Below are 26917 nucleotides of genomic sequence, written 5' to 3'. Positions count from 1 at the left end.
GATGGGAAATCTATTTAAACCAATTTTACTTCTGTATCAGCATGTTCAATCACATTGTCGGTTACGTGCTGCGCCGCAGGCAATATCACACGAAAAGTTGTACCTTCGCCTTCTTTTGATTCAACCTTAATCGAACCAAGATTTAAATCGACAAAGCGCTTACACAAGGTGAGCCCTAAACCTGCACCTTTTTCTCCAGCGGTTCCACGAAAACTTACCGTAATACGTGGCTGAAAGACTTCTTTAAGCTGCGACTCGGTCATGCCATGACCCGTATCCTGTACAGCAATTTCAACATTTTCAGCAATTTGCCTAGCCGAAATACTGACCCGGCCTGTACCGTCCATAGGCGTGAATTTCAGTGCATTCGACACCAAGTTTTGAATCAGCGAAGTAATCATGTTGATATCGGCAAAAAGCTTGATATCTTCAGGTACATCGTCGATGAGCTGAATATTTTTTTTCAGCGCAAAGGTATTCAAAATGCTCATGACAATGGTGGTCACTTGCTTAAGATTAAAACTGATGGGATGGTATACGAATCGCCCGCCCTCAGCCATCGCCCAATTGAGTAAACTCTCAAGCAAGTTGTAGGTCGACTGCGAAGTGTCATAAAGATAGTCTGCTATATTTTGAACACTTGACTCATCTAATGTTTCACGCTCTTTGGCCAATACTTCAGAGAAACCCAGCAAACCATGAAATGGAGCACGTAGGTCGTGTGCAATAATTGAAAAGAATTTGTTTTTACTAAAATTCAGCGCTGACTGCTGCTCATAAAGTTCTCTGAGCTCTTCAAAATTAAACTTGAGTTCGGCATGGCGCACAAATCCAGCGGTATAGCTCTGTACCAGTTCAATACTGGTTGGATCAAAAGATGTCAGTTCATCATCAAAAAAGATAGCAACCCCTATCGACTGCTGATCGGATTTTTGTAAATTAATCGCAATTAAACGCTGATAATTTACACCCAATGTCTGTAGCACCTGACATAAATGCATATATTGCGGGTGCACAGCATCGAGAACATCCATGTTATGCACTGCACGCAACGATGGTATTAATTCGATTTTAGATAAAGCATGAAGACCGTCATGATTGATATGCCATACGTACGGTTCTTCCTCAAAGCTTAGAATGGCATATTTGACATTGAGAAGCTTAGTGGTAAAACTGACATAGCGTTGTACTAGGTCATTGTCACTATTGAGTCCAAGCAGAAGCGATAGGCGGCATGCACTTAGCTGATCTGCTTGATCAAGTCGTATTAGTTGCATTTTCATGCGAGCCTCGCCACGATTGTGATTATTATTGAGTAGATTTAATAAATTTAAACAACAGCGCAACAAAATAGGGATACACCTTATACATTTAACAAATTTTTCTAATAAAAGCAATTAGAAAACGACAGACCCTCTCCTGTTACCAACGTAAAACACGTATAAAAAACCACCCCATGCGAACATGAGGTGGTGACTGAATTTTTTATGCGTGAGCGTATTTGCTATCCACCGACAATCCGATAAATACGGTTGCTCTCTTGGCTTTCAAAGAGTAGCTCTGTCGAAGGGAGAATCGTTTCATTTTCCACCTCGATTTTCTCGACACGCTGATACAGGCTCAGTTCTGCACCTGTAGGCGATTTGAGCTGATCTTTTAATAGCGCAATCGCAGGATATACTTTTTCAAATTGATCTTTCACCTTAATTTCTAAACGATTCATCGTGTTCTTCCTAAATTTTTTACTGCCTTTTTGTATAGCATGATTTTTGCTCAACCATCTCGCTAACTTGTTAAATTTTATGGCATTGTTTCAATGTGTAATATCAATTTGATCTGTGCTGCTATCCATCTCATTTGCAACACTATTTTGAGTTCATTAAAAAGCTACTTTAGATGGTGATTGTATTTTTAACGTACATCGTCTCAAAAAGTGGTTAGATGAATACTGAGTCAGCTAGACTGCGTACTGGATGGCTTGCTTTTTAGTAAACATCAGTAAGCCATCTAAACCAAACGCATACCCTAATCCAGACTGTTTCCAGCCTCCAAACTCTGCAAACGGTGACACATCGGCATGACTGTTAATCCACACTGTACCAGTCTGCATTTTTGCTGCAATTTGGTGGGCTTGAGCCATGTCTTGCGTCCATACTGAACCACCCAATGCATAGGAAGACTGATTAGATTGCGCAATCACTTCATCAATATTGCGAAAGCTTACGACAGGTAATACTGGCCCAAATTGCTCTTTTGCAAAGATTTCACTGTGCTCATCGACATGGGTTAAAATTAAAGGTGCAATAAAATAGCCCGCCTCAGGTACTCGAGCAAGATTCTGATTCGCAATTTTGGCGCCTTGTGCAACGGCATCCTCAATCATATTTTTGACTTTAAGATACTGATTGCGGTTTTGCACTGGACCAAGCGTGGTGTCCGTATTACGACCATTGCCCAGTACCTGAGCATCGGCAATTTGTGCCAGTGTCGCCACCATTTGATCAAAAATGCTCTCATGTACATACAAACGTTTAATACAGGCACAGGTTTGGCCGGCATTTAAAAAAGCACTCATAAAAATCTTTTGCGCCGTTTCTGCCACATCGACATCTTGCAACACAATCGCGGCATCATTCCCCCCAAGCTCAAGCACCACATGCTTGAGTTGATCGGTTGCCGCAGACAGGATTTTTTTGCCCACAGCAGTAGAGCCTGTAAATACAACTTTCTCAATTTCTGGATGCTGACTCAATGCAGCACCTACCTCACCCGCACCCAGCACCAGATTACATACGCCTGCGGGTACATGTCGCTGAATGATTTCAATCAGTTTGATGGTGCTCAGTGGCGTAAATTCTGAAGGCTTGTTGATGACACAGTTTTTGGTTTTCAGTGCCGGAATTAAGTGCCAGATGGCAATCATAAACGGCCAGTTCCACGGTGTAATCGAGGCAATCACGCCCAATGGACGATGATAAATGCTCATCTGTTTACCCATTGGATCGGTATGCTGCAAAACTGGCACTTCAAACTGATTGGTCACCTCAAGCCAGTACAGCGCCATATCCACTTCCATTTCGGCTAAAAATAGCGGCTTACCTTGCTCAAGAGTAATCAGCTCAGCCAATACTGAACGCTCAGCTTTAATATCTTGTGCAATTCGATCCAGACTCAAGCGAATCTGTTCGTCAGAGGTATATTGCCATTGTTCAAAGGCTTTTTTTGCAGCCAAAACAGCATCATCGACCTGTGCTGTGGTTGCCACTTTGCATTTGACAATGACGCTTTCGGTCGCAGGATTAATGACCTCAAATGTTGGGCCCTGTCCTTCTATTGCCTTGCCTGCATAATACATCGCTGTATTCATGGTGATCTCCGTCATTGTATTTTTCCTTGGCATTTTTTGTTGATGCGTTTTTTATTACGTTGTATCGAACGCTTGTACTTCCCGACTTTCTTTCTTGTGACTGGCAGATGCTTTTTACAGATGAGCTAGCATTCTGCCGATCATGTCGTATCAACATACTTATTTATTCATACATAATATTGTATTCGTTTATTATTTCATATCATATATAGTTAAAAAAATAATAAACCAATGATTAATATAATTTTAAAAAAATATTTACGATACGTTTTAATTTTATTATTTATTTTTATGTATCTTTTATTTATTTTTTAAATCATACTCAAGTGGCGATGTTTTGAACAGGAATTCACCAACATCGGCAGCATAAGAGCTAAAAATATGACAAGAATTGAAAAGGAAAACACCACATGGAAAAAGCCACGTCACTCCCCTTAAGCAGGCCACATGCACAGCAGAGTACACAAAAAATCGCCTTTGCCACTTTAGCCGGCACCACCATCGAGTGGTATGATTATTTTATTTATGCCGCAGTGGCCGGACTGGTCTTTAATCAGTTGTTTTTTAAACCCGCAGGCCCAGTTTTTGCGACACTATTGGTGTTTGCATCGGTGGGAATCAGTTTTATTTTTCGTCCACTTGGTGCCTTCGTGGCAGGCTATTTTGGTGACAAAATTGGCCGTAAAACTATTTTAAGTGTCACTCTCATCATGATGGGAATGAGTACTGTGGCCATCGGGTTACTCCCCAGCTACGACACGATTGGCATTGCAGCGCCCATTTTACTCATAGTACTTCGAATCATTCAGGGCATTTCGACAGGAGGCGAATGGGGTGGCGCCGTACTCATGGCGGTTGAACATGCACCTCAAGACAAGCGCGGCATGTTTAGTGCTTTTCCTCAACTGGGAGTCCCGTTGGGCTTGTTATTGGCGTCACTCATGCTCGTGATCATGACCGGATACGTTTCACCGGGGGACGAATTTGTACAATGGGGTTGGCGCATTCCTTTTCTGGTGAGTATTTTTTTATTTGTACTGGGACACTGGATTCGACGCTCGGTCGATGAGAGCCCAGTTTTTGATGATCTGAAGCAAAAAGGCACTGCCGAGCAGCCGATTCGAACACTGTTTAAAAGCTATAAAAAAGTCGTTTTCACGGCTGCACTTCTGATTGCTGGCACGACATGTCTGGGCTACATGACCGCAGGTGGTTTTTTGCAAAGCTATACCACCAATCCAAATGGCCTCGCCTTGGATCGACCAACCATTTTATCACTGGTCAGCGTTTCTGCTCTAATCTGGACATTTTTTACTTGGTTTACTGCCGTGCTCTCAGACAAATATGGTCGTAAGCGTTTATATGTGATTGGCTCAGTGATTCAAATTGTGACCGCACTTTGCCTATTTCCGCTGGTACAAACTGGTAACTACCTTAATATTATGATTGGTCTGGCGTTACTGTCTGCGGGCATTGGAATGACCTATGGCGTACAAGCCGTGTTTTATGCGGAGCTCTTTCCCGCATCTATTCGCTTTACCAGCATTTCCATTACTTATGCAATTGGCACGATTATGGGCGGTGCATTTGCGCCCCTAATTGCAGCGGCCCTGATTATCAAACCAAATGGCATTTTTTGGGTGAGTAGTTATCTATGTTTGATGGCAACGCTGGCTTTTCTGGCTATTTGTGTGTTTAAAGATCGCACAGGCATTCGCCTAGAAACCGATAATGAAGAACAACAAAAAGCAGCGCCTTTTATATGGTCATCAAAAAGAGAATAATATTGAGTCTAGACAAGAAAAAACCCAGACCATTTAAATGATCTGGGTTTTTAGAATCTTGGTCCCGAGGGTCGGACTCGAACCGACACGTTCTCTCGAACAGTGGATTTTGAGTCCACCGCGTCTACCAATTTCACCACCTCGGGAAGAGCATGATGCTGCTTTGTGATGCGTATATTATCTGATTTTAAAATCTTGTCAACGCTAAGATATTGAGTTTTGCTCACTTTTAGTACAAACAGTAAAAAATCATAAAAAAAGCGCGCTGCCCAATCGGTTTGAAAAGCTCTATACTATCGCCACGTTTTGGTTTGTACTCGAGTTATGCAACTTTCCGATTTCAATTTTGACCTGCCTGACGAGCTGATTGCCCGTTATCCACTTGAAATACGCTCCGCATCGCGTCTGCTTCATCTTGATGCGCAGGGTCAATATCACGACCATGCCTTTACCGACATTCTAGAGCTTCTCGATGAAGGTGACCTTTTGGTATTAAACGACACCAAGGTCATGAAAGCCCGACTCAAAGGCAAGCGCGCATCAGGTGGAGCAGTTGAGGTATTGGTAGAGCGTATGCTCGATAACCGGATTGCACATTGTCATATCAAATCCAGTAATTCACCTAAAGCTGGTGCAGAGCTATTTATTGGTGAAGATCAAGTCTCTGTCACTGTACAAGGGCGTCATGAAAATCTCTATGTGGTGGAATTTTCTCAGCCGATCTTGAGCGTGCTTGACCGTTATGGTCAATTGCCTATTCCGCCGTATTTTAACCGTGAAGCCGAAGCCATCGACACCGAGCGCTATCAAACGGTGTTTCACAATCCAGATAAAATTGCCAGTGTGGCCGCACCTACCGCCAGCCTGCATTTCGATGAATCACTCTTGGCCAAGCTTGAAGCCAAAGGCATTCAAAAAACATTCGTGACCTTACATGTGGGTGCTGGTACCTTTTTACCGGTACGTACAGACGACATCAAAAATCACATTATGCACAGTGAATGGTGTGACGTGCCTGAACATACCGCAGAATTGATTCGTCAGGTGCAAGCTCGTGGCAATAAAGTGATTGCTGTCGGGACAACGGCCACGCGTGCCTTGGAAAGTGCAGCACAGGCCAATGGCGGAAAAATCGGTGCATGGACAGGCGACACCCAGATCTTTATTTATCCGGGCTATCAATTTTGTGCGGTTGATCGCCTCATCACCAATTTCCATTTACCAGAATCGACCTTACTGATGCTGGTGTCGGCCTTGTCAAATCGCGACAATATCTTAAATGCGTATGCACATGCTGTAGAAGCCCAATATCGCTTTTTTAGTTATGGTGATGCCATGCTGATTGATCGCGCAGCAACCCAAGTCAACTAACAAGTTTAATACTTTAGGTTGTATCTGTTTGACTCAAAAATGCCCGACATATCGTCGGGTATTTTTTATGCTTAAGGCAACGCCTTTAGTGTTTTCGTTATCTTGTACATTTAGTAGTAGCACTCTCAGGTCAAATCAAGGAAAATAGCCGCCTTTAAATAGGTTAATCAGCGAACTGTTTTTTCGCCTTGATTTGGAAAGTTGCATGAAGTTTGAAAAATTAGGTCAATCTGGCCGCGCCCGCCGTGGTCGTTTAACCCTTGCACACGGTGTGGTCGAAACACCTGTGTTTATGCCTGTTGGCACATACGGCACTGTAAAAGGGATGTTGCCGCGCGATATCGAAGAAATTCAAGCGCAAATTATTTTAGGCAACACCTTTCACCTGTACTTGCGTCCGGGCCTTGAGGTAATTAAAGAGCATGGTGGATTACATGAATTCATCAAGTGGGATAAACCGATTCTGACCGATTCAGGCGGCTTTCAGGTGTTTAGCCTTGGCGCGATGCGTAAAATCAAGGAAGAAGGTGTGACCTTCCGCTCACCGATTGACGGTTCAAAAGTGTTTTTGTCACCTGAGATTTCTATGGAAATCCAGCAAGTGCTCAACTCCGACATCGTGATGATTTTTGACGAATGCACGCCCTACCCAGCCACTCACGAAGAAGCACAAAAATCGTTGCAGTTGTCTTTGCGCTGGGCCAAACGTTGTAAAACCCATCATCACGAGCAACTCAATAATACCAATGCGCTATTTGGAATTATTCAGGGCGGTATGTATGAAGATTTGCGTGATGAATCCCTTAATGGTTTGCTCGAAATTGGATTTGATGGCTATGCCATTGGTGGGTTATCGGTAGGCGAACCGAAAGAAGAAATGATCAAGGTACTCGATTATCTGCCAGCTAAAATGCCAGAAGATAAGCCGCGCTACCTAATGGGTGTGGGTAAACCGGAAGATATCGTCGAAGCGGTGCGCCGTGGTGTCGATATGTTTGACTGCGTAATGCCGACCCGTAATGCGCGTAACGGTCATTACTTTGTGACAGACGGTTTGGTGCGTATCCGCAACAGTAAATATCGTCATGATCAAAGCCAGCTCGATCCACATTGCGATTGCTATACCTGCAAAAACTTTACACGTGCCTACCTTTACCATCTTGAAAAATGTGGTGAAATGTTGGCATCAATGCTCGGTACAATTCACAACTTACGGTATTATCAACGCCTGACTCAAGGCATTCGTGATGCACTTGAGCAGGGTACCTTTGATGAGTTTGTCACCGACTTCTACACGCGTCGTGGTTTAGATGTACCACCCGCACCGGTGGATTAATTCATCAGAATTTGCGCTCAACAAAAAGACAAGGTAAATTGCAGAGCGAACTGGTATTTTTGTCATAATTTGACGCCCATTTTTTAACTTTAGGAAACCAAAATGAGCTTTTTAATTTCTACTGCTCACGCTGCAGATGCGGCGCCGCAAGGTCCAGGCATGATGGCTAACATATTGATGATTGTTGTATTTGTTGCAATCTTCTATTTCTTGATCTGGCGTCCTCAATCGAAACGTGCCAAAGAACATCGTACTTTGGTTGAAAGCCTAGGTGTGGGCAGCGAAGTTGTTTTTGCTGGTGGCTTAATGGGCCGTATCACCAAAATCGAAGGCGATTATGCTGTGGTTGAATTGAGCCGTGGCGTAGAAGTTAAAATCCAACGCGCTAGTGTGATTTCAGTTTTACCTGAAGGCACACTCAATAACCTTTAATCAAAAAGACAGTCGTGCACCCCGCACGACTTTTTCATTTTAAGAAGAAAGCGAATGCGTTACCCTGCATGGAAATATGTGCTGATCATTGTTGTTTTGATTATCAGCACTTTATACGCACTGCCAAGTTTGTATCCAGACGAGCCTGCTGTTCAGATTTCTGGTGCCAAAGCCGGTACTCAAATCGACCAGAGCATGGTGCAAAAAGCAGAGCAAATTTTAAAAACTGCCAACATCACCAGTCATGACAACAGCTTTGCCAACAATGCTGCCCTGTTACGTCTTAACTCATCGGAAGATCAGCTCAAGGCACAGGACGTATTGCGTCGTGATTTAGGCGACAACTATGTGGTGGCGTTAAACCTTGCCCCGACCACGCCAGAATGGCTTCAGAAAATTGGCGCCAAGCCAATGAAACTGGGCCTCGACTTACGTGGTGGCGTACACTTCTTGCTCGAAGTGGACATGAACAAGGCGATTGCGCAGCGCATGGAAACGTCGGTCAGTGATATTCGCCGCCAATTCCGCGACAACAATATCAAGTTCAATAGCTTATCGCTTAACAACAATGCGATTGTACTGCAATTTGCCAATAACGCAGATCGCGACACGGCTATGGACTTTTTACGTCGTAATGGCAACGAATACACACAACAGGCGGTCGCAACGGCAACTGGTGCATCACTGCGTCTGAGCTACACCGATGCTCGTCGTCAGGAGATCGAGTCGTATGCGGTCAACCAAAACTTAACCACATTGCGTAACCGTATTAACGAGTTGGGCGTGGCTGAAGCTTTGGTTCAAACTCAAGGCAGCAACCGTATTGTGGTGGAATTACCTGGCGTTCAGGATACTGCTGAAGCCAAGCGTGTTCTAGGTCGTACGGCCAATCTTGAGTTCCGTTTGGTTGCCGATCAAAATGATCAATATATCGACCCGTATACCGGTAAATATAATGGTCAGCCATTGCCACCGGGCACAGAGTTGTTTGCCTATGAGTCACTCGACAGTGGTCGTCAGTTGTTGCTTAATCGCAACCGTATCTTGACCGGTGAACGTGTGCAAAACGCAAGTTCTGGCTTTAGTCAGGATACAGGCGGTGCCGAAGTGAATATCACGCTCGACAGCGCTGGCGGTAAGCTCATGGCAGATGCGACACGAAATGCAGTGGGTAAACGTATGGCGGTGTTGTTTATCGAAAATAAACAACGCGTCAGTTATGTGACGGATCCGGCAACTGGTGCACAAACCGAAGTGCGTACACCATATACCGAATCGGTCATTATCAATGCCGCGACTGTTCAAGCTGTTTTGGGCTCACAGTTCCGAATTACTGGTCTCGATTCTCCTCAAGAAGCGGCTGAACTTGCGCTGATGCTTCGTGCGGGTGCGCTTGCAGCACCAATGTACTTTGTTGAAGAACGCGTGGTTGGTCCAAGCCTTGGTCAGGAAAATATCGACAAAGGGATTCTGTCTACTGAAGTCGGCTTCCTTCTGGTCGCGATCTGGATGGTGGTGTTCTTCCGCTTGTTTGGTTTGATTGCAAACTTTGCCCTCGTGTTTAACTTGGCAATGATTCTCACCGTAATGTCTTGGATTGGTGCCTCGCTCACCCTGCCGGGGATTGCCGGTATCGTCATTACCATCGGGATGGCGGTCGATGCGAACGTACTAATTTGTGAACGAATACGTGAAGAAATCAAATGGGGGGCTTCACCCAAGCAGGCCATTGTGGCCGGCTATGATCGTGCCTACAACACCATTTTTGACTCGAACTTAACCACATTTTTGGTGGCGTTCATTTTGTTTGCAATTGGTACAGGTCCAATCAAAGGTTTCGCAGTGACGCTGATGATTGGTATTGTCTGCTCGATGTTTACTGCCATTACCGTGACCCGTGCAATTGTACAGCTCATTTATGGCAAACGTCGTAACTTGAAAAAGTTGAGCATATAAGGAGATCGATGATGACTGATATGACTCAACCTAAACCCAAGCAGTATGGCCGTCCAGACAACGAGCGGGTAATTCCGTTTATGAAAATTGCCAAACCAGCGGCAATTTTCTCGGTCTTGCTCACCTTGGCCAGTATCTTCTTTATTGTAACCAAGGGCCTTAACCTCGGTTTGGACTTTACTGGCGGCGTTTCGGCAGAGCTGAATTATTCGCAACCGGTGAATCAGTCCGCTGTTTCACAAGCGCTTGATAAAGCCGGCTTTAAAGATGCTGTCGTACAAACACTTGGCAGTAATAAAGATCTGATCGTGCGTATGCCTGTACAAGATGATCTCAAAGTCGATGATCTTAGCAATGCGCTGACCAAGGCAGTGCAATTGCCAAATAACACGGCCATGGTACACAAGGTCGATGCTGTTGGCGGACAGGTGGGTAACGAGCTTTACCTACGCTCTGCTGGCGCTGTGGCTTTGGCATTGATTCTGATGCTGGTCTACGTGACCATTCGTTTTGAATTCAAGCTTGCGATGGGCGCCGTGATGTCGTTATTCCACGATATCATTATTATCATTGGTGCTTTCGCGCTGTTTCAATGGCAGTTCGATTTAACCGTGCTTGCGGCTGTTTTGGCGGTCATTGGTTTCTCACTGAATGATAACATCGTGGTATCAGATCGTATACGTGAAAATTTCCGTAAGATTCGCGGTGCAACACCACGTGAAATTGTCGACATTGCATTGACCGAAACTCTCAGACGTACCATTCATACTTCCATGACCCTATTACTCGTGGTTCTTGCCATGATGTTCTTGGGTGGTGATGGCTTGAAATGGTTCTCTGTTGCAATGTTTGTAGGTGTCTTTGTCGGAACCTACTCTTCGATTTATATCGGAACAGCATTTGCACTGTGGCGTGGTCTGAACCGTCAAGACTTTGTGGTTCAAGTCAAACCTGAATTTGAAGATGATATTCCATAATCTTTAAATTTGAGTGTTATTAAAAATGCCAGCAATCTGCTGGCATTTTTTTTAATAATTACATTTAAGATTGTGTTTTGGTTTTGGCCTCGAAATCGAGCTGACGCTGGCGCTCTCGCCGATTAATCTGCTCAATCTTTTCGAGTGCATACTGAATCGCATAGTAAAATCGGGCAAATAACATCATGACAAAAAAGGTATAAAATACAGATAGGTCAAACTGGTCTGCATGCTGAAAAAATTTTTTATAACAGGCAGCCACCATCGAAACCACCATCATCGTGGCAAAAAAATAGTAAATAAATTGAATGTCTTTATCACGTATTTTTAATTTCATACTTATGGTCCAAAACGTTAACAACAATAAGAAAATTTAATTTTAAGGACGAAAAATTTGTATTTTTGGCAGAATGAATTGACCACATCCGATGTCTGAGCGCCATGCCACACACAGCATGGCAGCGCCAAGATCGAAGCACTGATAGGCAAAAACCCCCAATCGATCATCTACGATTTGACCTTGATCAGAAGTGGGATGCATGTGCGTATTTAGAGTGTTTAAATCGAGTCGTATACCCATACCATGCGCTTTTAAAATCGCTTCTTTGGTGGTCCATACCTTGAACCAATAACGCACATCTTCGTCTAAAGCTTTCCAGCATGCATACTCATCGGGGTGAAAAGCATGCTGAGCCAAGGCATCAAAGCGGATTTTACGATTCAAACTTTCGATATCTACACCGATATCTACCACGCGATCACTGATTGCCAAGGCATAGTCATCCTGACTGTGTGAATGATTAAACGCCAAGGTTGAATGGCGTAAATACGGTTTTCCGTGCGCGGTTACTGCATAATCCAGAGCATCGATTGATGTGTGTAAATGTCGGGTAATCTGCTGGTCGCGGTAGTCATAGATTTGCTCGCGTTTATACTGCTGATAATCACGTCTGGAAGCAAAATCGATCATTTCTGCCTGAACAATTGCCGAAAGCGGACACACATAAACCTGAATCGTTTTCAAAGCTCAAGCCTCAATCAGGTGTCTTGAGCCAAACACAGCTTGAGTATAGCAACGCGATATCAATGCATTCCCCCATTGACGGAAATAACCTGACGGGTGATGTAGGATGCCTCATCGGAGCATAAAAACCGAACCAGACCGGCCACTTCGTTGGCTTGACCTAAGCGTTGCATTGGGATCATGGCTAAAGCATGCGACTTGACCTCTTCTGTGACCATCTCGGTTTCGATCAGTCCTGGTGCCACACAATTGACGGTGATTTTACGTTTGGCCAGTTCAAGAGATAAGGCCTTGGTTGCACCAATCAGTCCTGCTTTGGCTGCACTATAGTTGACCTGCCCTCGATTGCCCATCACGCCCGAAACAGAAGACAACGTCACAATACGGCCGCCTTTTCTCAACTGAATCATCGGCATGATGATGGGTTTCAATACATTGTAAAAACCATCGAGCGAAGTAGAAATCACTTGATCCCAGTCATCATCTAGCAGTGCCGGAAAGGCTGCATCACGGGTCAAGCCAGCATTGAGCACCACCCCGTAAAAAGCGCCATGCTGTTCAATGAAGGCCTCAAGTTGTTGCTTAGTTCGCTCACGATCGGTCACATCAAACATCAAGACATCACTGCGACGTCCCAGCGCTCGAATCTCATCAGCAACGTGATTGGCTTCGTCAATGCGTGAACGTGCATGCACCACCACATCAAACCCCGCCTGTGCCAACGCCAACGCAATCGCTTTTCCAATGCCTCGACTTGATCCTGTGACTAAAATACGTCTGTTCATATTTGACTCTGCTCTGGCGTCATTGAAGGAGGTTCATATACGGTAAGAACGGCACAAATACGATACCCACCCTCATCAATACAACACTCAAATTGTCCTAAGCCATCATGCATCGACTGTTTCTCAACCCGAATAGTCAACTGTGTCCCCAAGGCAAAAAATGGCACAGGCAGATTCAGCTTACGTGTCCCGAGCAAAAATCCCACCTTGGGCCCTGCGCTGTTTAAATGACCCTGATAACCTGAAAATGCACTAATGGTTTGTGCCATTAGCTCGATACTGGTCCAGGTGGGTAGCCCTTGTGCAGTACAAAACATTAAGTCCGGCTGAATGCTTAAACTTGCCACCGCATACGTATCGGTGATTTCAATCAGATCATTCACCAACAGCATCGGTGCCTCATGCGGAATATACTGGCTGGCTTTTTCTTGTAGGATCATTTTAGGCACCGTCCAAAAATCAAACTGACATTGCTGCCACCAAAAGCAAAGGAATTACTCATCACATAATTCAAAGTATGCGCATGATCATTAGCCATCACATAGCGCTGATCATTGAGTTCAGGGTCTAAGCCCGTATGTTGTTGATGGAGAGGCAGCCACGACTGATCAAGCAATACGTGCTGACAAATAAATGCCTCAATCGCGCCCGCAGCACCTAAACAGTGTCCAGTACGATGTTTGGTGCTACTCAGTTGAGGGCCTTGTTTGCCAAAAACTTGACGCACTGCTTTGATTTCCATCTGGTCATTTTGCGGGGTTGCTGTGCCATGTAAATTCAGATAATCAATTTGTTCAGGCAAAATACCTGCTGTATCAAGTGCGCGCTGCATAGCCTGTGCTGCTCCAACACCCTCTGGGTGCGGTGCAGAAATATGCCAAGCATCCATCGATTCACCTACACCTACCAGCATAATCGGGGCCGACTCACGGGTGAGTAAAAATAGCCCCGCTGCTTCTCCAATATTGATTCCATCACGCTTGTCACCACAGGGCTGACAAATCTCGCGTGAAAGACTTTCTAAACTGTTAAAGCCATTTAAAGTGAGTCGGCAAAGCGTATCGACCCCACCCACCAGCACTGCATCGACCAATCCAGCTTGAAGCAAGCGCTGGCCGGAAATAAAAGCTTTGGCACTCGATGAACATGCTGTTGAAATGGTATAAGCAGGTCCTTGCCAGCCCAAATAGGCACGCAATCCTTTTGCCAATGCATTCATTTGTTGTTTGTGATGATTAATTTTGGCATGCGGCTGATCATGAAAATGGGCGGTAAAGAGTGCCTCATTATCGGAAATACCAGACGTTGACGTTCCCACAACCACTGCCAATCGCGTTGAATCTAAGTGCGCTGTCATTTGACGAAGTGGCTTTTCAATTTGCTGTAATGCGGTAACAGCAAACCTAAGGTTACGTGATTGCCATTTTTCACATTCAGGTGGTAAATGCTCAACCATCTCACCAGTATAAGCACCCACCCAGACCTCGCGCTCTACAAGTAGATCCGAACGGAGGCTTAAACTCGGCGCAACATCCGAGCAGCCTAATTGTGTGCGCAGTTGACTCGGCTGGTCGCCCAATGCCGACAGGCTGGCACTCAGTTGTATCCCAACGGCAGCAGCATGGTGATGTTGATCTTGCATAATGATGGTTCTAGTTGGATTCTAAAGTGTTTTCAATGGATGAAAAGGTCATATGATACGGCACCTGAATATTATCAAGATCGATCGTGTCGGAGCTGTGCCGAAGATTCAATACTTTTTGATTTTGAATATAAACGTCTTGGCCAGTTGCGGTGGGTTTTACCGTTATCGTAGCGTTTGATTGCTTGGTAAAATCAGGGTAAGTGGCCACCAGAATATCGCGGACTAAAAATTCAAATGGCAACAGTCGCATTTCATCAATTCGCTGCCTCACGATCACCCGACGGCCATCGTAGTCCACATCAAATAGTTGCTGTCCTGTCAAGGTCAATGCCACCATTTGCAATGCTTCGCCTTGCTGACGCTGATACAGCAAAAAACTAAACTGCTTGCTGCGCCAACGGACATCGACCTGATCCTGTCGGACGTAATCGCGATGTTGTTGCTGTAATTGTGCCCACTGTGGCTGCGGCAATCCAGGTGCTTTGGGCGTAAAGCTTTGACATGCACTCAGCACCGCCATGATTGCGCCAATCACCATCCATCGTCCGCATGTTGTTAAATACATCGGCATGACTTATACGGCCTCCTGACGACAATATTCAGCCAAGTTACTCAAACGCCGTTTGGCATTTTTATGCATTGGGTTCTTCATGTCCCAAGCGTAACCTGCCAATAATGAGGCAATCATGCGCTCAATCTCGTGATTTTTTTTGCTAGAAAATACGACATCCTGAAATTCACCTGAATACCATGCCTCGACATAGGCACGAAATACACTGATCCCCTCACGCAACGGTTTTTCATACTCGTTCAGCCAATCGATACACTCACCTTGTAAATGACGCACAACCAAAGGCACCGCCAAACTCGATGATTTCATGGCAATGGTGACTCCCGACGAAAAAACCGGATCGAGAAACTCGCCTGCATTGCCAAGCAGTGCATAATTGGACTGAGCCAAATGTTTCACATTGGCGGAATATCTGGTCAGGCTATTTACAGGCATATCGAACTTCGCCTGCGCAAGAACCTTCGACAAACTCTGGTCATCGGCTAGAATGCGGCGCAATAAAGGTTCAGGTTGATCTTGCGCAGGATCATGGCTTAGGTATGTTTCAAAAAAGTCATGTTCGGCCACCACCCCAAAAGAGCTGCGGCCATCCGCAAAGGGAATTAGCCAGTACCAAGCACGGCGGTCTTTATCATGCACTGTAATTAAAATCTTTTGACGATCAAAGGCAGGGTTATCGCCTATGCCATCTTCAATATGGGTAAACAATGCCCGACGAACAGGAAAGTTCGACGGCGACTCCAAATCAAGCAATTTTGGCAGCACGCGACCAAAACCACTGGCATCGAGTAAAAATTTGGCCTGAATTTGATAGCTTTGTCCATCTTCGCTGCGCACGGTCACGCACGGCTCTTTTGAGTCGACATCGACGCTGAGCACATCGTGTCCAAAGCGCAGATCAGCACCCAATTGTTGGGCTTGCTGCGCTAAAAGATGATCAAAGTCGCTGCGGCGAACTTGCCATGTGGTGCCTGGGCCATCACTAAATTTATCGGTGAAATCATAGAAACTACGTTCGGTTCCACGTAAAAAAGCGGCGCCATTCTTAAACTGAAAAGCACAGGGTTCAACATGTGCTCGAATGGTCTCCAGCAGCCCTGCTTCTTCTAAAAATACCATACACTGCGGCAGTAAAGATTCGCCTATGGAAAAGCGCGGGAAATGCTGTTTCTCTAGCACTAGCACATTAAGGCCATGCTGGCGCAGCAATGCAGCGGCCGAGCTTCCCGCCGGGCCAGCACCAATAATCACCACATCGGTGTATTCATTCGAGTGTTTTAAACTAGATGGCTGCATACGACACATGACCTGTAAATTTTAGTTATTGGACGGATAATGTGAAATCACCTGATGCGCTTCATCGGCTTTGGTAAATAGCGTCGCATATACAAAGGAAAAAATGACGCCAAACAAAACCGTCAGACCAAAACAATGAATTGCATAGGTATTGCTTAATGATAATAAACCAAAACCGAGCAAAGTCGACATCATACACAAGAATAATGCCATCCCCACGACCTGTGGATGATCGTGACCGTGACGATAGAAAATGGCATAGTCCACACCAATTCCAACAATCAAAAAGGTGGCCATAATACTAAACAGATTGATCTCGACACCAAGCCATGCCTGAATTGCAAAAGTCGTCAGTAAGGCCAGCGATACAGGCATCACCAACGGAACAACCGACCTTGGCCCATAAATAGCACCCAATCCAACAGCCAAGGCGATCAATGCGTAAAACAGCAAGTGCTGGGCCTGTATGCGGTGTTGTTGGAATAAATCTGACAATTCTTGTACGGGCTGCTGCAAAATAATCTGATTATTTTCCAGCGCACGTAATGAACTACTGTCCTGAATACCACTTAGCATGACCAGTCGTTCGGTCGGACTCACCTGCAAAAATGCCAGTGGATGCTCGCTAAATGCGTCTAAGGTCAGCGCAGGTGTCTTTCCAAGCTGTTGCTGCCAGCGTTGCAACGTCTCCAGCGGCAAACCCAGCGCTGTTGCATATTGTGCCAATTCAGTTGCTGGGATTGTTTTGAGCATTGCAATATGTTGCTGTTGCTGCGCTACCGTTGGAATCCATTGCCCGAGTGCCTGCACACCAGTCAACTGCCCTTTTGCCTGTAACTGGGCAAGCTGCCCCAGCAAACGCTGTTCGTTTTGTTGCATATGCTCGGGTGTATCGCCGCGCACAATAAAATATTCACTGCCTTGCTGTCCGGTAAAGCGGCTACGCACATAGTGATCTTCCTGCTTAAGCACCTGATCCATGCTTTGCAAGTTGCGAATGTCATCATTAGGTTTTAAAAACAACAGACTGACACCACCAATTACAACAATCGAAAGCAGCGTCAGGTAGCGCACGCGTGTGTGCTGCAAGAACCAGACACGCACTTTGCCCACCCATGCCAAATGTCGAATAGCTGCTTCGGCATGCAATGGAGGCAATCGAGGCAATAGCAAAATGCTGGTGATCCACGCCGAGACCAGCCCCACAATAGAAAACACGGCAATCTGGCGAAAGCCCGGAAATGGCGTAATACTTAAAAACAGATAGGCCACCACAGTGGTCATAAGCCCCATAAACAAGCTGGGCAATAGCGGTTTTAAAACGGCAAATCCATTGAGCTTGCGATGTTGTGACTGCATCGCCATAAAGTAAAAAGAAAAATCGACACATACCCCGATCAAACTTGCGCCGAATACCAAGGTCATCAGATGTATTTCAGAAAAAATCCAGTGAGTGACAGCAAAAGCCACCAAACTGCCTGTAGTGACGGCAATAAACTCGGTAAGGAGTGGGCGAAGTGAACGAAAACCAAACCAAACCAGAAACACCAATCCCAGCGTAGAGCCTAGGCCAATCGTGGAAATTTCTTGTTTGGCCGACTGGGTACCATAATTGGCAAACAGCAACGTACCTGTCCAGTGACTGGTCACCTGCATGCGATTCAACTGTTGTCGAGTCGTATCGATCCATGCCGATACTTGCTCTTGATAGTCGATATTGTACGGGCTTTTGCTCAGATTCAAGGTAAATAAGCGAGAGATTTTTCCCGGCTCATGCAGCGTGGCAAAACCATTTTCCAGTTCAATATTGCTGCTTTGCAGGTGCTGTGCATTGGCCATCAGATAGCGACTAAACAGCATGAATGGATCTTGGGTTAGTCCTTCTGCTGTCACGGGCATACCCGGCGTCATCAATTGCAGCAAACTTTTTTCGGTCAGTGCGGCATAGTCCTGCTTTTGTAGCAGGGCTTGATCCTCTGGGCTAAGCAGGCCATCACGATGCTGGTACATCACTCGACCAATCTGCTCTACGTCGGCTTGAGGCTTTAAGGGTGTAAATAACGGATTATGCCGCAATGACTGCTGCAAACTTTGCGTGGCCTGCTGCATCTGCGCGGGTGTCTTGGCATCGAGCACTAAAAATACGGTCTGGTTGAGCTGTCCCGCGACATACTGTTGCGTACGTTCTAACTGGGTATCTTGACTGAGTTTTGGCAGTAGGGCAAAAACGTTGGTTTGAATATGAATGTCTTTTTTTAACCATGCAACGCCCAAGATTAGGCTAATGACCAATAAGATCATGAGCCATACCAAGCCGAGCTTATTTTGCCAATTGGAAAAGTGCATTTTCATGAGCAGTGAGTGTCGCAGGTTGAGCGCGTTGTTGGCTAAAATTCAGAACAGTGCTGTTATTGCCTTTTTCAACAATCACGATTTGGTTAATAAATTGCTGACCATTTAAATCTACTTGTGAAAAAAGCTTTTTAAATAAAGTACTTTTTGGCGTCATTTGAATCGACCAGCCTTGTGGATTGATCTTGGCCTGCGTCACATTAAAGTGCTGATCCAATACTGCTGGATTACCCGACATCAATTGTAAAAACAATGTCGCCACAGAACCATAAGGTGATTTGGCCACATCTAACTGACTCATGCTTTTACTGGTTTTTTGAATCAGTTTAGTCGGCGTGACCACAATATCGGCTTGTACAGGACGCTGTAACTGCCACAGCACACCGCTGTTTTTTGAAAATACGAGCTGACCTGTTGAAACAAAAGTTTTATTTAACGACGCCAGCTTCTTTTTTTGCTCAAAATCAGCACGTACTGTCGAGGTTTGTGCCAGTTGTTTAAAGATCTGGTTTACCTCAGGCGATGCAGCATGCGCATTGTTGAAAAGAACGATACCCAATAACAATGCACTCAAAACCGCCATCACGGCGCTGTGCCAGCGATGTGCCACATGACCAAAATGCTGTGTACTCATGCTTATGACTCCTTTGAAGGATGGAAGTCGGCCCATGCATTCAAACGCTCGAACAAGATTTTGGGCGACTGAAAACACATGGCTTTGCTCTGGATATCCACTGCCACTTGTGTCGTGTAGCCTTTGGTTAGACGTTGACCTGTTTCATTGTCGAAGATCACATACTCGATTTTCAAACGAGTCTCCCATTCTTTTAAAATGGCGCGAACCCGAATTTTTTGCTGAAACTGAATGCCTTGCACATATTTGACATGGCTTTCAATCACTGGCCAGAGATAGCCCGAGGCTTGCATTTGCCGATAGTTATAATCAAATTGATCCAACAATTTACAGCGCGCAATTTCGAAGTATTTCAAATAATAGCCGTGCCAGACCACATTCATGGCATCCACATCGTGAAAAGGCACTTCAATGATAACCTCAGCCTGCATATTGCTGCTCCTGTTGCTGCATCCAAGATGTATTGGACAATTCAAAGTTGGCGAAACGATCAACAATCTGTTGCAGTTCGGTTTGCAATGGTCGGTCTTCAATGAGTAATTCAAATGAGGCTAAGGTCCAATCGCGAAATGAGCCCAATACAGGGCTAATCTGAGTCGAACGTCCTTTTAAATGCAGTGCTTGTACACTGGCACAGCACAGCGCTGCCATCACCTGCTCGGTTAATGCAATCACACGGCTTGCATCTCGGGCGGCAATGGTGCCCATACTGACTTTATCTTGGTTATGGCATTCGGTAGAACGAGAAAAAATTGAAGCCGACAATGTATGTTTTAAGGCTTCTGCAGTCCAAGCAGATACGGCAATCTGAACCGCTTTAAAGCCATGATTGAGCGGCAAACGCTCTGCTGTGGCACCCGTCAGATTACGCGGTAGGCCGTGATTCATTTTATGATCGACCAATTGCGCCAGCTGACGATCCATCAAATCGGCCAGATTGGCCACCATGATTTTCATGCTGTCCATGGCCTGTGCAATATGCCCGCCATAGAAATGACCGCCGTGCAAGACCCGTAACTGATCGGGATCAATCAACGGATTGTCATTGCTTGAATTAAGTTCATTTTCGATAAACTGACGTAGCCAGACTTTTGAATCTTCAAATACACCAATCACATGAGGCGCACAACGTAGCGAGTAACGATCTTGCAGACGCGGACTTTGCGCCGCTGTTTGAGCCGCCTCGTTAAGCCACGTACGCAATTGTGCCGCGATTTTTTGCTGACCCGGATGCGGTTTTTGAGCAAATAAAACTTCATCAAAATGGCTAGGATTACCGTCGAGTGCGACCACATTCAGTGCAGTAACCAAGGTCGCCGCCGTACTCAATTGTGCTGCACGCATATAATTCAGACAGGCCAGCGCGGTCATGACCGCCGTTCCGTTCATTAGTGCCAACCCCTCTTTAGGGCGTAACACCAACGGCTGTATGCCTTTTGCACGATACACATCGGCCACAGGCACGATTTCACCCTGATAATAGACTTCACGTTCGCCAATCAGGGTTGCAGCAATATAAGACAGCGGTGTGAGATCACCACTTGCGCCTACCGAGCCTTCCGAGGGAATAACCGGAATAATATTTTCATTGAGCATCCATGTGAGACGTTCAAGCAGCGTTAGTGATACGCCCGAAAAGCCACGTGCCAATGAGCATAAGCGCACCAAGACCACCGCACGGGCACTCACCAGATCCAGATTTTGCCCTAGTCCGCAGCCGTGAAAGCGTGACAAATGTAGCGGCAACTCATGCACCTGATGTGCAGGCACATTGACCAAGCAAGAATCACCATAACCTGTGGTCACACCATAAATAACACCATCTCGTTGCAGCAATTCATCCAGAAAGTCTGCTCCACGCTGGATACGCCCGCGCCACTCGGCATCGTTCGGCAAGGCCACCATGGCCCCCACATGTGCAACCTGAACCACGTCTTCAATCTGAAGTGGCTGTAGTCCAACGGTAATGGGTGTGCTGGCTGCGATCTTCAAATTATTTGTTCCAAAAATGATAAAAGTTAAACCATTGATACGGTGCGCGTAGGCAATGCTGCTCTAATAATGCAACATAGCGCCCTGTGACCTGTTGCATGGCGTGCAGACGATCTTTTCGAGGTAAATTGACGACATCAGCAATCTTATGCACATGCACTTCAAACTGCTGCTGATGTCGATAACAAAACACGGCTAAAACCGGCACCTTGAGTAAGCTGGCCAGTATCCAGGCACCTTGTGGCCATGTGGCTTCACGTCCTAAAAATGCAAGATGCTGAACGCGATCAGAATCTACAGGCGTTCGATCTGCCGCAATAATCACCCATTCCCCTTGTTTGAGTTTTTCTTCAAGTAAAATGGCGGTTTCAAGTCCAAGTTCATCGACTGAAATTAGATTGACATCGACCTGATCATTGAGACGTTTTAAAAAGCGATTAAATTCAGTGGCATTTTTTTGATACACCAAAATCGTGACTTTCTGCGGATGTTCCGCTTTAATCGCCCGAAATAATTCGATATTACCAAAGTGAGACACCACCATTAAGGTACCTTTTTGGTAGGCTTCACGAAAATGCTGATCGCCAAATAGCTTTAATTTTTGTTCAGAAACATCGCCCAGCCAGCCTTCCATTTTATCTAAAATACATTCGCCGAAATTCATAAAATGACGGTAGCTGTGTAGCCATGAAGGCGCCGAAATAAAGGGCGAACGTGTACCAGCAAACTGGTGTAATTGCCTTAAATAAGCCAGCGATGCCTGACGTGCAGTCACCGCAAATAGCCAGTACCATGCAATCACGATAAGCATCAATTTGCGGCAGAGCCAGCGCCCGCCCAAGCGATAAAAATACAGCACGACCATCAGCAGGCTTGAACTGCCACGCTCTCGGATTTTGCTCCAATCTTGTGTCGGCTGCTGCATATTTAGCCCTTAATTTTTTGTTTCAACAATCGTGGTAAGCGCTTGAGCATACCGCCCACCAAGCGAATATGTGCCTGCGTCACCCCAATATTGTCACGCAACAAATGATAGTGCGAGATTCCATCATCAGGGTAAATCACTGGCGTTGGTACATTAATAAAATGCAGATTTTCCCATTTGAGACGTACTAAAATTTCGGTATCGAAGCCCATACGCGGTTGGAACTTGCTTGCTTGAATCAGTTTAAGGGTGGGTGCCAGCGGATAAACGCGAAAACCACACATACTGTCTTTAATCTCAAACGATAAACTTTGAATCCAGACCAAAATATGCGTCAGATAACGTCCATACAAACGTTCTTTCGGGATGGAGTCATCAAATATAGGCTGCCCGATAATCACGCGATCGGGATATTGCTGCGAGACCGTCAGAAATTTTTCAATATCATCCCAGTGGTGTTGGCCATCGCAATCGATTTGTAAGGCATGGGTCAGGCCCAACTGATCGGCATAGATCAGGCCTGTGATGACGGCCTGCCCTTTGCCCTGATTATATGGATGTTCGAGCAGATGAACCTTGATGTATTTCTGATCCAGCTCACGCATCTTTTGGGTACAATGGGCATCACTGCCGTCATTAATCAAAATGATCTGCAAATCGAATTGATCAAGCGTGGCCACGAGCTGATCCAAATGGTGCGGATGATTAAACACCGGAACAATAAAACCATAATTCGTCATGTTAAACATCCTGACCCAAATCTGTTTCGATAAAGCTTAAACGTCCAGTGGCCATGCTGGTTTGAGCTTGAGCAAATGTATAGCTGATCTTGTTGGCCTTACGTATCAGCGTTAACTCAACAATAGAATATGGCAAAATTGCCTGCTGAAATTTCACTTGTTCATAACCATTGCACCACACCAAATCTGGCCAAACCTCCCGAGCAAAGGCTTCGGCACAGCCAATTAAGGCTACGCCCGGATAAACAGGTTGATTCGGAAAATGCCCTTTAAAGCATTCCAGTTCTGGCACAAATTCCAGCCGATAACGCCAAGCCTCATCGCATGATAGGCGCTGAAGTATCACAGGCTGCTGCATCGGCTCAAAAAGCCGCTTTAAATACCGATGATCGAGCTTGGACTGCGTATTGTGTGGCAGCTCTGTTAAAAAGCGCCACAAACGTGGAATTGCAATAGGCTCCAGCGCTTCTTGCAATGCCTGTTTAATTTTTGCCACCCAGTACTGCTTGCCTTCGGTGCTCAACTGTTGATGTGCTTCTTCATGCAACACCACAATACAGGCCAGCAACTGACGCTGCTGACGATCGATCAATAATGCATGGCACTGCTTGACCCATGATAATGTGGCAATCGCCTGCTCAATGGCATCTAAACTCAGACGTTTCTCTTCAAGTTTAATCAATCGGTCGGCACGTCCGCCCAAATGAAAGCCATGCCCCAAATGATCCGAATCTGCCCATACAGCCAAATCACCCGTGATGATCCAGTCATCGGTATGCGCATGCGCGGTTTGCACCATTAAATGTTGCTGATCGATACGAATCTGAACATCGTCAAATGCCCGCCATGGGTGCAAATCCTGATCCCGAAAGGCAATCCCACCGGTTTCAGAACTCCCCAGAATTTCGGTAATCGTAAAATCGACCTGTGCACGCACACCATCATCGAGTTTGCCTCCCGATGAAAAGACGATCTCGTTACGACTCAAGGTGTGATCTGCAGGCCATCGCTTGAGCAATGCAGGGCTTGAAATCAATATATTCGCGATTCCCTGCGCAGCAAAAGCATTCTGAACAGCAAGGATTTCTTCAGGAAATGTCAATTGCGGCGCATAGAAACTCCGTCCACCGACCAAGGGCCAAAGTACTTTAAACAGCAGGCCATAAATATGCTGATGGCTAACTGTTGCCAAGCTGACGGCCGTAGATGAAATTGCAAATGTTGCATGAAGCCCGATTACCTCAAGCAGCAATTGCTCGAGCGTTCGTGCAATGAGCTTTGGCTCTCCGGTCGAACCTGAGGTATAAAAATCAATTTGAGCCCGAGCAGCAAAATTCGGACTGACATCCAATACGAGCGGCGCAAGAGTACGGTCAACTTCCTGACGACTTAAAAAATAAATCGATTCAGCTTTAAATTTCTGTTCAAGCTGCGCCACTTTGTGTGGCGGCAAACGTAAATGCTTTCCAGCCTGCAAAGCGGCAAAGAAAAGCACCAGAAAGTCATAGCTGTCTTGTTCCCAGAGCGCCCAAACAGGCTCGATCCGCTGGGCAATCCAGGCGGCTTGCTCACCCACATCCTGCCAGAAATCGGCAAATGATATGGGGTGTAAGTCTCGGTTAAAGGCCAGAGGCAAAGTTGACGCTATACGCTGACTTAAAAGATCATTCATTATTGTGCTGCAAACGCTGGTGGCGTTTTCTTAAAATAAATTCGCCAATTAATAAAATTCCCATGAGGACATAGGAAATAAAACCATTATAAAGTACCCAGATCTCGGTGGACGCATACACACTGGTCCACCATGAAATGGCCGCATTGAGAATAAAAAAACCACACCATACAAAGGTCACTCGGCGCGTCCACTGTACGCCCGAGGCTGGTAAGTCAGGCTGCATGATTCGGGCAAAACGTTCAATCATGGAAGGTGGGCGCCACAAAGTCGATGCAAAAATGGCAAAGGTCCCCAGACTGGTCAATACAGGATAGACTTTTAGCCACATATGGTCATTAAACAAGACGCTCATGGCACCACACACCACAGTAAATAGACTGAGAGGCCATAAAAAAGCGCTACTTTTGACCAGTAAACGTAGTAAACCAAGCGCAATCAGCATAATACTGACTGCCATAAAGCTGCCTCGGGCCAGACTCCAGCCGACCAAAAAGGGATAGGCCACAAACATGAGGGCAATCAACACCTGCATTAATTTTTGCATGGATAGGCGATTCCTATTTCATATTTGTGGATGAGTCCACTTCGATATCGGCCAATGTCACCAGCATGAGCGTTTATCACCATCATGCAGTCACCCCGTGCGTATCACTCATATCCGTCAGGCTTTTTGCTGACTTTCAACCAAAGCCACCAAGCTCTGGATCGAACGAAAATGCTGTTTAGTTTCATCCGATTCAGCATTCAAATGAATGTTGTAGCGTTTTTTAAGGGCCAAACCTAGCTCCAAGGCATCAATAGAATCGAGCCCCAAGCCTTCACCAAAAAGCGGTGCAGTATCATCAATGTCAGCGGCTTGAATATCTTCCAATGCCAATACATCAATGATCATTTGTTTTAATTCATTCGCAAGATTGCTCATGTAAATCACTCATATCAAAAATCTGACCCATACCGATTAAAAGCGTAAACACATCTAAATGTGACACTTAAACCAGCGAAAAAAGTTGAAAACTGTCTTGTTGATCGAGAATGTTCAACCCATCACGCGACCTTCTTGCATTTTTGTTAAATTGACAGGCCCACGTCGCACCATTATAGCCTGCATTTATCGATTCGCGTGTACTGCGATGCAGTTTTGATGCGTCACAATTTGCCATCATCCGTGAAACGTTCGGGAATATTGTGCGATAAACGTGGAACACAATCATGAATAAATTGATGAGATCTTGCATCAGAAATGTAATCAGGCCAACACGCTGCACCATCGAGATAAATGCTACTACTTCAGCTTGTGCCAGCCGCGCCATGCGTGTTGTTCCGATGCATTCCAAAACGCATAAAAGCCAAGTGCTTCTATTTCCTGCGAAGAGATTAATCCTTCAAGCGATAAATTTGGCGCCTCCAAGCTGACCACTGCCGACATAGCAAAAGCGTCAAATGTCACTTTATCATCGTAAATCTCTGGCAATGGCTCTTCGTAAAACACCACCATGACGCGTTTTACCTGTGGTTGTGTTTTTAAAATGGCGTAGGCTTCAATCATGGCTTTCGACCATGAGCAACTTAAGCTCGTCGAAATAGTGTCATCTTGACATAAAATCGAATATAGGCCGCCAATGGCATTATGAACCGATGTTGAAAACTGCGTAGGTGATGGGGTCTGGTCGGTCAAAACATCTTTTAAGATGCCATAGGTTTTGGTTTCATCGCCATAACATGAAGCCCAGACAATATAGTCGACTGCTTGCTCATTCACGGTCTCGATGGCCACATTTAAGGCCAGCTTGGCCAATGCCGAAAGTCTCCGACGCTGCATGGCGGGTACAGATTCTAAAGCACTTAGCCCCTCACCAGCATAACAATGTCGTAAAGAAGAAAGATGAAGTTTGAGCATGTAAAATTTCAGCCTATTTTCATTATTGTGTTGAAACCGCACGAATTATAGCATTAGTCGATTCAGTAAAAACAAACGCTAAAGGCGATGCATGAGGATGCATCCACACAAACACGCAATAAAAAACCCCGAACATGTTCGGGGTTTCTCGATTGAGC

At 45.5% G+C, this 26917-nt stretch carries 27 protein-coding genes and 1 tRNA gene; 6 read left to right on the top strand and 22 right to left on the bottom strand.

Going from position 1 to position 26917, the window contains the following annotated elements:
* Window positions 1–14 precede the first annotated feature (14 nt).
* From L2096_RS05480 to L2096_RS05470, 3 genes are all read right to left on the bottom strand, one after another.
* A complete protein-coding gene (locus L2096_RS05480; RefSeq protein WP_004943606.1) occupies window positions 15–1283 on the bottom strand; it encodes a sensor histidine kinase in 1269 nt (422 codons plus the stop codon).
* Between the two features lie 221 nt (window positions 1284–1504).
* Entirely contained in the window at window positions 1505–1723 is a 219-nt protein-coding gene (locus tag L2096_RS05475) for a hypothetical protein (protein WP_119690183.1), read from the bottom strand.
* 234 nt (window positions 1724–1957) lie between these two features.
* Entirely contained in the window at window positions 1958–3382 is a 1425-nt protein-coding gene (locus L2096_RS05470) for an aldehyde dehydrogenase family protein (RefSeq protein ID WP_250365001.1), read from the bottom strand.
* A gap of 395 nt (window positions 3383–3777) precedes the next feature.
* On the opposite strand from L2096_RS05470, the gene L2096_RS05465 reads away from it, so the two are divergent.
* Window positions 3778–5151 (top strand): MFS transporter, encoded by a 1374-nt coding sequence (locus tag L2096_RS05465; RefSeq protein ID WP_250365000.1) that lies wholly within the window; start codon window positions 3778–3780, stop codon window positions 5149–5151.
* Window positions 5152–5210: 59 nt separating this feature from the next.
* On the opposite strand, the gene L2096_RS05460 is transcribed toward L2096_RS05465, so the two are convergent.
* Window positions 5211–5297 (bottom strand) — tRNA-Leu (locus L2096_RS05460).
* Between the two features lie 178 nt (window positions 5298–5475).
* On the opposite strand from L2096_RS05460, the gene queA reads away from it, so the two are divergent.
* The 5 genes from queA to secF all read left to right on the top strand — a co-directional run bounded on the left by queA (window position 5476) and on the right by secF (window position 11223).
* On the top strand, window positions 5476–6522 hold the full coding sequence (gene queA, locus L2096_RS05455; RefSeq protein WP_250364999.1) for a tRNA preQ1(34) S-adenosylmethionine ribosyltransferase-isomerase QueA: 1047 nt from the start codon (window positions 5476–5478) through the stop codon (window positions 6520–6522).
* Between the two features lie 205 nt (window positions 6523–6727).
* On the top strand, window positions 6728–7858 hold the full coding sequence (tgt, locus tag L2096_RS05450) for a tRNA guanosine(34) transglycosylase Tgt (RefSeq protein WP_250364998.1): 1131 nt from the start codon (window positions 6728–6730) through the stop codon (window positions 7856–7858).
* Window positions 7859–7960: 102 nt separating this feature from the next.
* Window positions 7961–8290, top strand: a complete 330-nt coding sequence (yajC, locus tag L2096_RS05445; protein ID WP_004919921.1) for a preprotein translocase subunit YajC — start codon at window positions 7961–7963, stop codon at window positions 8288–8290.
* Between the two features lie 54 nt (window positions 8291–8344).
* The gene (secD, locus tag L2096_RS05440) at window positions 8345–10246 is read left to right on the top strand and encodes a protein translocase subunit SecD (protein WP_004932990.1); all 1902 of its coding nucleotides are present in this window, start codon (window positions 8345–8347) and stop codon (window positions 10244–10246) included.
* Between the two features lie 8 nt (window positions 10247–10254).
* Window positions 10255–11223 carry a protein translocase subunit SecF gene (secF, locus tag L2096_RS05435; protein ID WP_119025193.1) on the top strand — a complete coding sequence of 323 codons (969 nt, stop codon included), beginning with the start codon at window positions 10255–10257 and terminating at the stop codon, window positions 11221–11223.
* A gap of 64 nt (window positions 11224–11287) precedes the next feature.
* On the opposite strand, the gene L2096_RS05430 is transcribed toward secF, so the two are convergent.
* The 18 genes from L2096_RS05430 to L2096_RS05345 all read right to left on the bottom strand — a co-directional run bounded on the left by L2096_RS05430 (window position 11288) and on the right by L2096_RS05345 (window position 26759).
* Complete coding sequence (locus tag L2096_RS05430) at window positions 11288–11560, bottom strand: hypothetical protein (protein WP_151794849.1); 273 nt, start codon at window positions 11558–11560, stop codon at window positions 11288–11290.
* A gap of 42 nt (window positions 11561–11602) precedes the next feature.
* On the bottom strand, window positions 11603–12247 hold the full coding sequence (locus tag L2096_RS05425) for a 4'-phosphopantetheinyl transferase family protein (RefSeq protein WP_250364997.1): 645 nt from the start codon (window positions 12245–12247) through the stop codon (window positions 11603–11605).
* 59 nt (window positions 12248–12306) lie between these two features.
* A complete protein-coding gene (locus tag L2096_RS05420) occupies window positions 12307–13032 on the bottom strand; it encodes a 3-ketoacyl-ACP reductase FabG2 (protein ID WP_250364996.1) in 726 nt (241 codons plus the stop codon).
* Window positions 13029–13472: a hotdog family protein gene (locus L2096_RS05415; protein WP_250364995.1), complete on the bottom strand. Its 444-nt coding sequence runs from the start codon at window positions 13470–13472 to the stop codon at window positions 13029–13031. The genes L2096_RS05420 and L2096_RS05415 overlap by 4 nt, the downstream gene beginning before the upstream one ends.
* Window positions 13469–14674 carry a beta-ketoacyl-[acyl-carrier-protein] synthase family protein gene (locus tag L2096_RS05410; protein WP_048765576.1) on the bottom strand — a complete coding sequence of 402 codons (1206 nt, stop codon included), beginning with the start codon at window positions 14672–14674 and terminating at the stop codon, window positions 13469–13471. Before L2096_RS05410 ends, L2096_RS05415 begins: the two co-directional genes overlap by 4 nt.
* A gap of 10 nt (window positions 14675–14684) precedes the next feature.
* Window positions 14685–15248, bottom strand: coding sequence for a DUF3261 domain-containing protein (locus L2096_RS05405; RefSeq protein WP_250364994.1), 564 nt, complete (start codon window positions 15246–15248; stop codon window positions 14685–14687).
* A 3-nt stretch (window positions 15249–15251) separates the two neighbouring features.
* Complete coding sequence (locus L2096_RS05400) at window positions 15252–16544, bottom strand: NAD(P)/FAD-dependent oxidoreductase (protein ID WP_250364993.1); 1293 nt, start codon at window positions 16542–16544, stop codon at window positions 15252–15254.
* Between the two features lie 21 nt (window positions 16545–16565).
* Window positions 16566–18890, bottom strand: a complete 2325-nt coding sequence (locus tag L2096_RS05395) for an MMPL family transporter (RefSeq protein ID WP_171494865.1) — start codon at window positions 18888–18890, stop codon at window positions 16566–16568.
* Window positions 18865–19482 (bottom strand): LolA family protein, encoded by a 618-nt coding sequence (locus L2096_RS05390; RefSeq protein WP_370685087.1) that lies wholly within the window; start codon window positions 19480–19482, stop codon window positions 18865–18867. Before L2096_RS05390 ends, L2096_RS05395 begins: the two co-directional genes overlap by 26 nt.
* Window positions 19483–19532: 50 nt before the next feature.
* Complete coding sequence (locus L2096_RS05385) at window positions 19533–19961, bottom strand: acyl-CoA thioesterase (RefSeq protein WP_055414434.1); 429 nt, start codon at window positions 19959–19961, stop codon at window positions 19533–19535.
* Window positions 19951–21498: an HAL/PAL/TAL family ammonia-lyase gene (locus tag L2096_RS05380; protein WP_250365029.1), complete on the bottom strand. Its 1548-nt coding sequence runs from the start codon at window positions 21496–21498 to the stop codon at window positions 19951–19953. The genes L2096_RS05385 and L2096_RS05380 overlap by 11 nt, the downstream gene beginning before the upstream one ends.
* A gap of 25 nt (window positions 21499–21523) precedes the next feature.
* Complete coding sequence (locus L2096_RS05375) at window positions 21524–22447, bottom strand: lysophospholipid acyltransferase family protein (protein WP_250364992.1); 924 nt, start codon at window positions 22445–22447, stop codon at window positions 21524–21526.
* Window positions 22448–22449: 2 nt separating this feature from the next.
* Complete coding sequence (locus tag L2096_RS05370) at window positions 22450–23187, bottom strand: glycosyltransferase family 2 protein (protein WP_004932947.1); 738 nt, start codon at window positions 23185–23187, stop codon at window positions 22450–22452.
* Window position 23188: 1 nt separating this feature from the next.
* Window positions 23189–24859 (bottom strand): ApeI family dehydratase, encoded by a 1671-nt coding sequence (locus L2096_RS05365; RefSeq protein ID WP_250364991.1) that lies wholly within the window; start codon window positions 24857–24859, stop codon window positions 23189–23191.
* Window positions 24852–25406: a COG4648 family protein gene (locus tag L2096_RS05360; protein ID WP_250364990.1), complete on the bottom strand. Its 555-nt coding sequence runs from the start codon at window positions 25404–25406 to the stop codon at window positions 24852–24854. The genes L2096_RS05365 and L2096_RS05360 overlap by 8 nt, the downstream gene beginning before the upstream one ends.
* A gap of 117 nt (window positions 25407–25523) precedes the next feature.
* A complete protein-coding gene (locus tag L2096_RS05355) occupies window positions 25524–25784 on the bottom strand; it encodes a phosphopantetheine-binding protein (RefSeq protein WP_004932939.1) in 261 nt (86 codons plus the stop codon).
* 67 nt (window positions 25785–25851) lie between these two features.
* Window positions 25852–26172 carry a hypothetical protein gene (locus tag L2096_RS05350; protein WP_004943660.1) on the bottom strand — a complete coding sequence of 107 codons (321 nt, stop codon included), beginning with the start codon at window positions 26170–26172 and terminating at the stop codon, window positions 25852–25854.
* Window positions 26145–26759 (bottom strand): beta-ketoacyl synthase chain length factor, encoded by a 615-nt coding sequence (locus L2096_RS05345; protein WP_025095397.1) that lies wholly within the window; start codon window positions 26757–26759, stop codon window positions 26145–26147. Before L2096_RS05345 ends, L2096_RS05350 begins: the two co-directional genes overlap by 28 nt.
* Window positions 26760–26917: the final 158 nt, after the last annotated feature.

It is taken from the genome of Acinetobacter sp. ACZLY 512 (genome assembly GCF_023614015.1).
Lineage (GTDB): Bacteria > Pseudomonadota > Gammaproteobacteria > Pseudomonadales > Moraxellaceae > Acinetobacter > Acinetobacter soli.
This window is presented reverse-complemented; position numbering and strand designations above follow the sequence as displayed.

Coding starts and splice junctions, on each gene's coding strand:
- L2096_RS05470 (WP_250365001.1), bottom strand. CDS start 3,382: ATGACGGAGATCACCATGAATACAGCGATGTATTATGCAGGCAAGGCA.
- L2096_RS05365 (WP_250364991.1), bottom strand. CDS start 24,859: ATGAATGATCTTTTAAGTCAGCGTATAGCGTCAACTTTGCCTCTGGCC.
- queA (WP_250364999.1), top strand. CDS start 5,476: ATGCAACTTTCCGATTTCAATTTTGACCTGCCTGACGAGCTGATTGCC.
- L2096_RS05355 (WP_004932939.1), bottom strand. CDS start 25,784: ATGAGCAATCTTGCGAATGAATTAAAACAAATGATCATTGATGTATTG.
- tgt (WP_250364998.1), top strand. CDS start 6,728: ATGAAGTTTGAAAAATTAGGTCAATCTGGCCGCGCCCGCCGTGGTCGT.
- L2096_RS05410 (WP_048765576.1), bottom strand. CDS start 14,674: ATGCAAGATCAACATCACCATGCTGCTGCCGTTGGGATACAACTGAGT.
- L2096_RS05430 (WP_151794849.1), bottom strand. CDS start 11,560: ATGAAATTAAAAATACGTGATAAAGACATTCAATTTATTTACTATTTT.
- L2096_RS05345 (WP_025095397.1), bottom strand. CDS start 26,759: ATGCTCAAACTTCATCTTTCTTCTTTACGACATTGTTATGCTGGTGAG.
- L2096_RS05360 (WP_250364990.1), bottom strand. CDS start 25,406: ATGCAAAAATTAATGCAGGTGTTGATTGCCCTCATGTTTGTGGCCTAT.
- secD (WP_004932990.1), top strand. CDS start 8,345: ATGCGTTACCCTGCATGGAAATATGTGCTGATCATTGTTGTTTTGATT.
- L2096_RS05385 (WP_055414434.1), bottom strand. CDS start 19,961: ATGCAGGCTGAGGTTATCATTGAAGTGCCTTTTCACGATGTGGATGCC.
- L2096_RS05415 (WP_250364995.1), bottom strand. CDS start 13,472: ATGATCCTACAAGAAAAAGCCAGCCAGTATATTCCGCATGAGGCACCG.
- L2096_RS05350 (WP_004943660.1), bottom strand. CDS start 26,172: ATGGCGCGGCTGGCACAAGCTGAAGTAGTAGCATTTATCTCGATGGTG.
- L2096_RS05370 (WP_004932947.1), bottom strand. CDS start 23,187: ATGACGAATTATGGTTTTATTGTTCCGGTGTTTAATCATCCGCACCAT.
- L2096_RS05375 (WP_250364992.1), bottom strand. CDS start 22,447: ATGCAGCAGCCGACACAAGATTGGAGCAAAATCCGAGAGCGTGGCAGT.
- L2096_RS05400 (WP_250364993.1), bottom strand. CDS start 16,544: ATGCAGCCATCTAGTTTAAAACACTCGAATGAATACACCGATGTGGTG.
- secF (WP_119025193.1), top strand. CDS start 10,255: ATGATGACTGATATGACTCAACCTAAACCCAAGCAGTATGGCCGTCCA.
- L2096_RS05465 (WP_250365000.1), top strand. CDS start 3,778: ATGGAAAAAGCCACGTCACTCCCCTTAAGCAGGCCACATGCACAGCAG.
- L2096_RS05395 (WP_171494865.1), bottom strand. CDS start 18,890: ATGCACTTTTCCAATTGGCAAAATAAGCTCGGCTTGGTATGGCTCATG.
- L2096_RS05405 (WP_250364994.1), bottom strand. CDS start 15,248: ATGCCGATGTATTTAACAACATGCGGACGATGGATGGTGATTGGCGCA.
- L2096_RS05480 (WP_004943606.1), bottom strand. CDS start 1,283: ATGAAAATGCAACTAATACGACTTGATCAAGCAGATCAGCTAAGTGCA.
- yajC (WP_004919921.1), top strand. CDS start 7,961: ATGAGCTTTTTAATTTCTACTGCTCACGCTGCAGATGCGGCGCCGCAA.
- L2096_RS05475 (WP_119690183.1), bottom strand. CDS start 1,723: ATGAATCGTTTAGAAATTAAGGTGAAAGATCAATTTGAAAAAGTATAT.
- L2096_RS05420 (WP_250364996.1), bottom strand. CDS start 13,032: ATGAACAGACGTATTTTAGTCACAGGATCAAGTCGAGGCATTGGAAAA.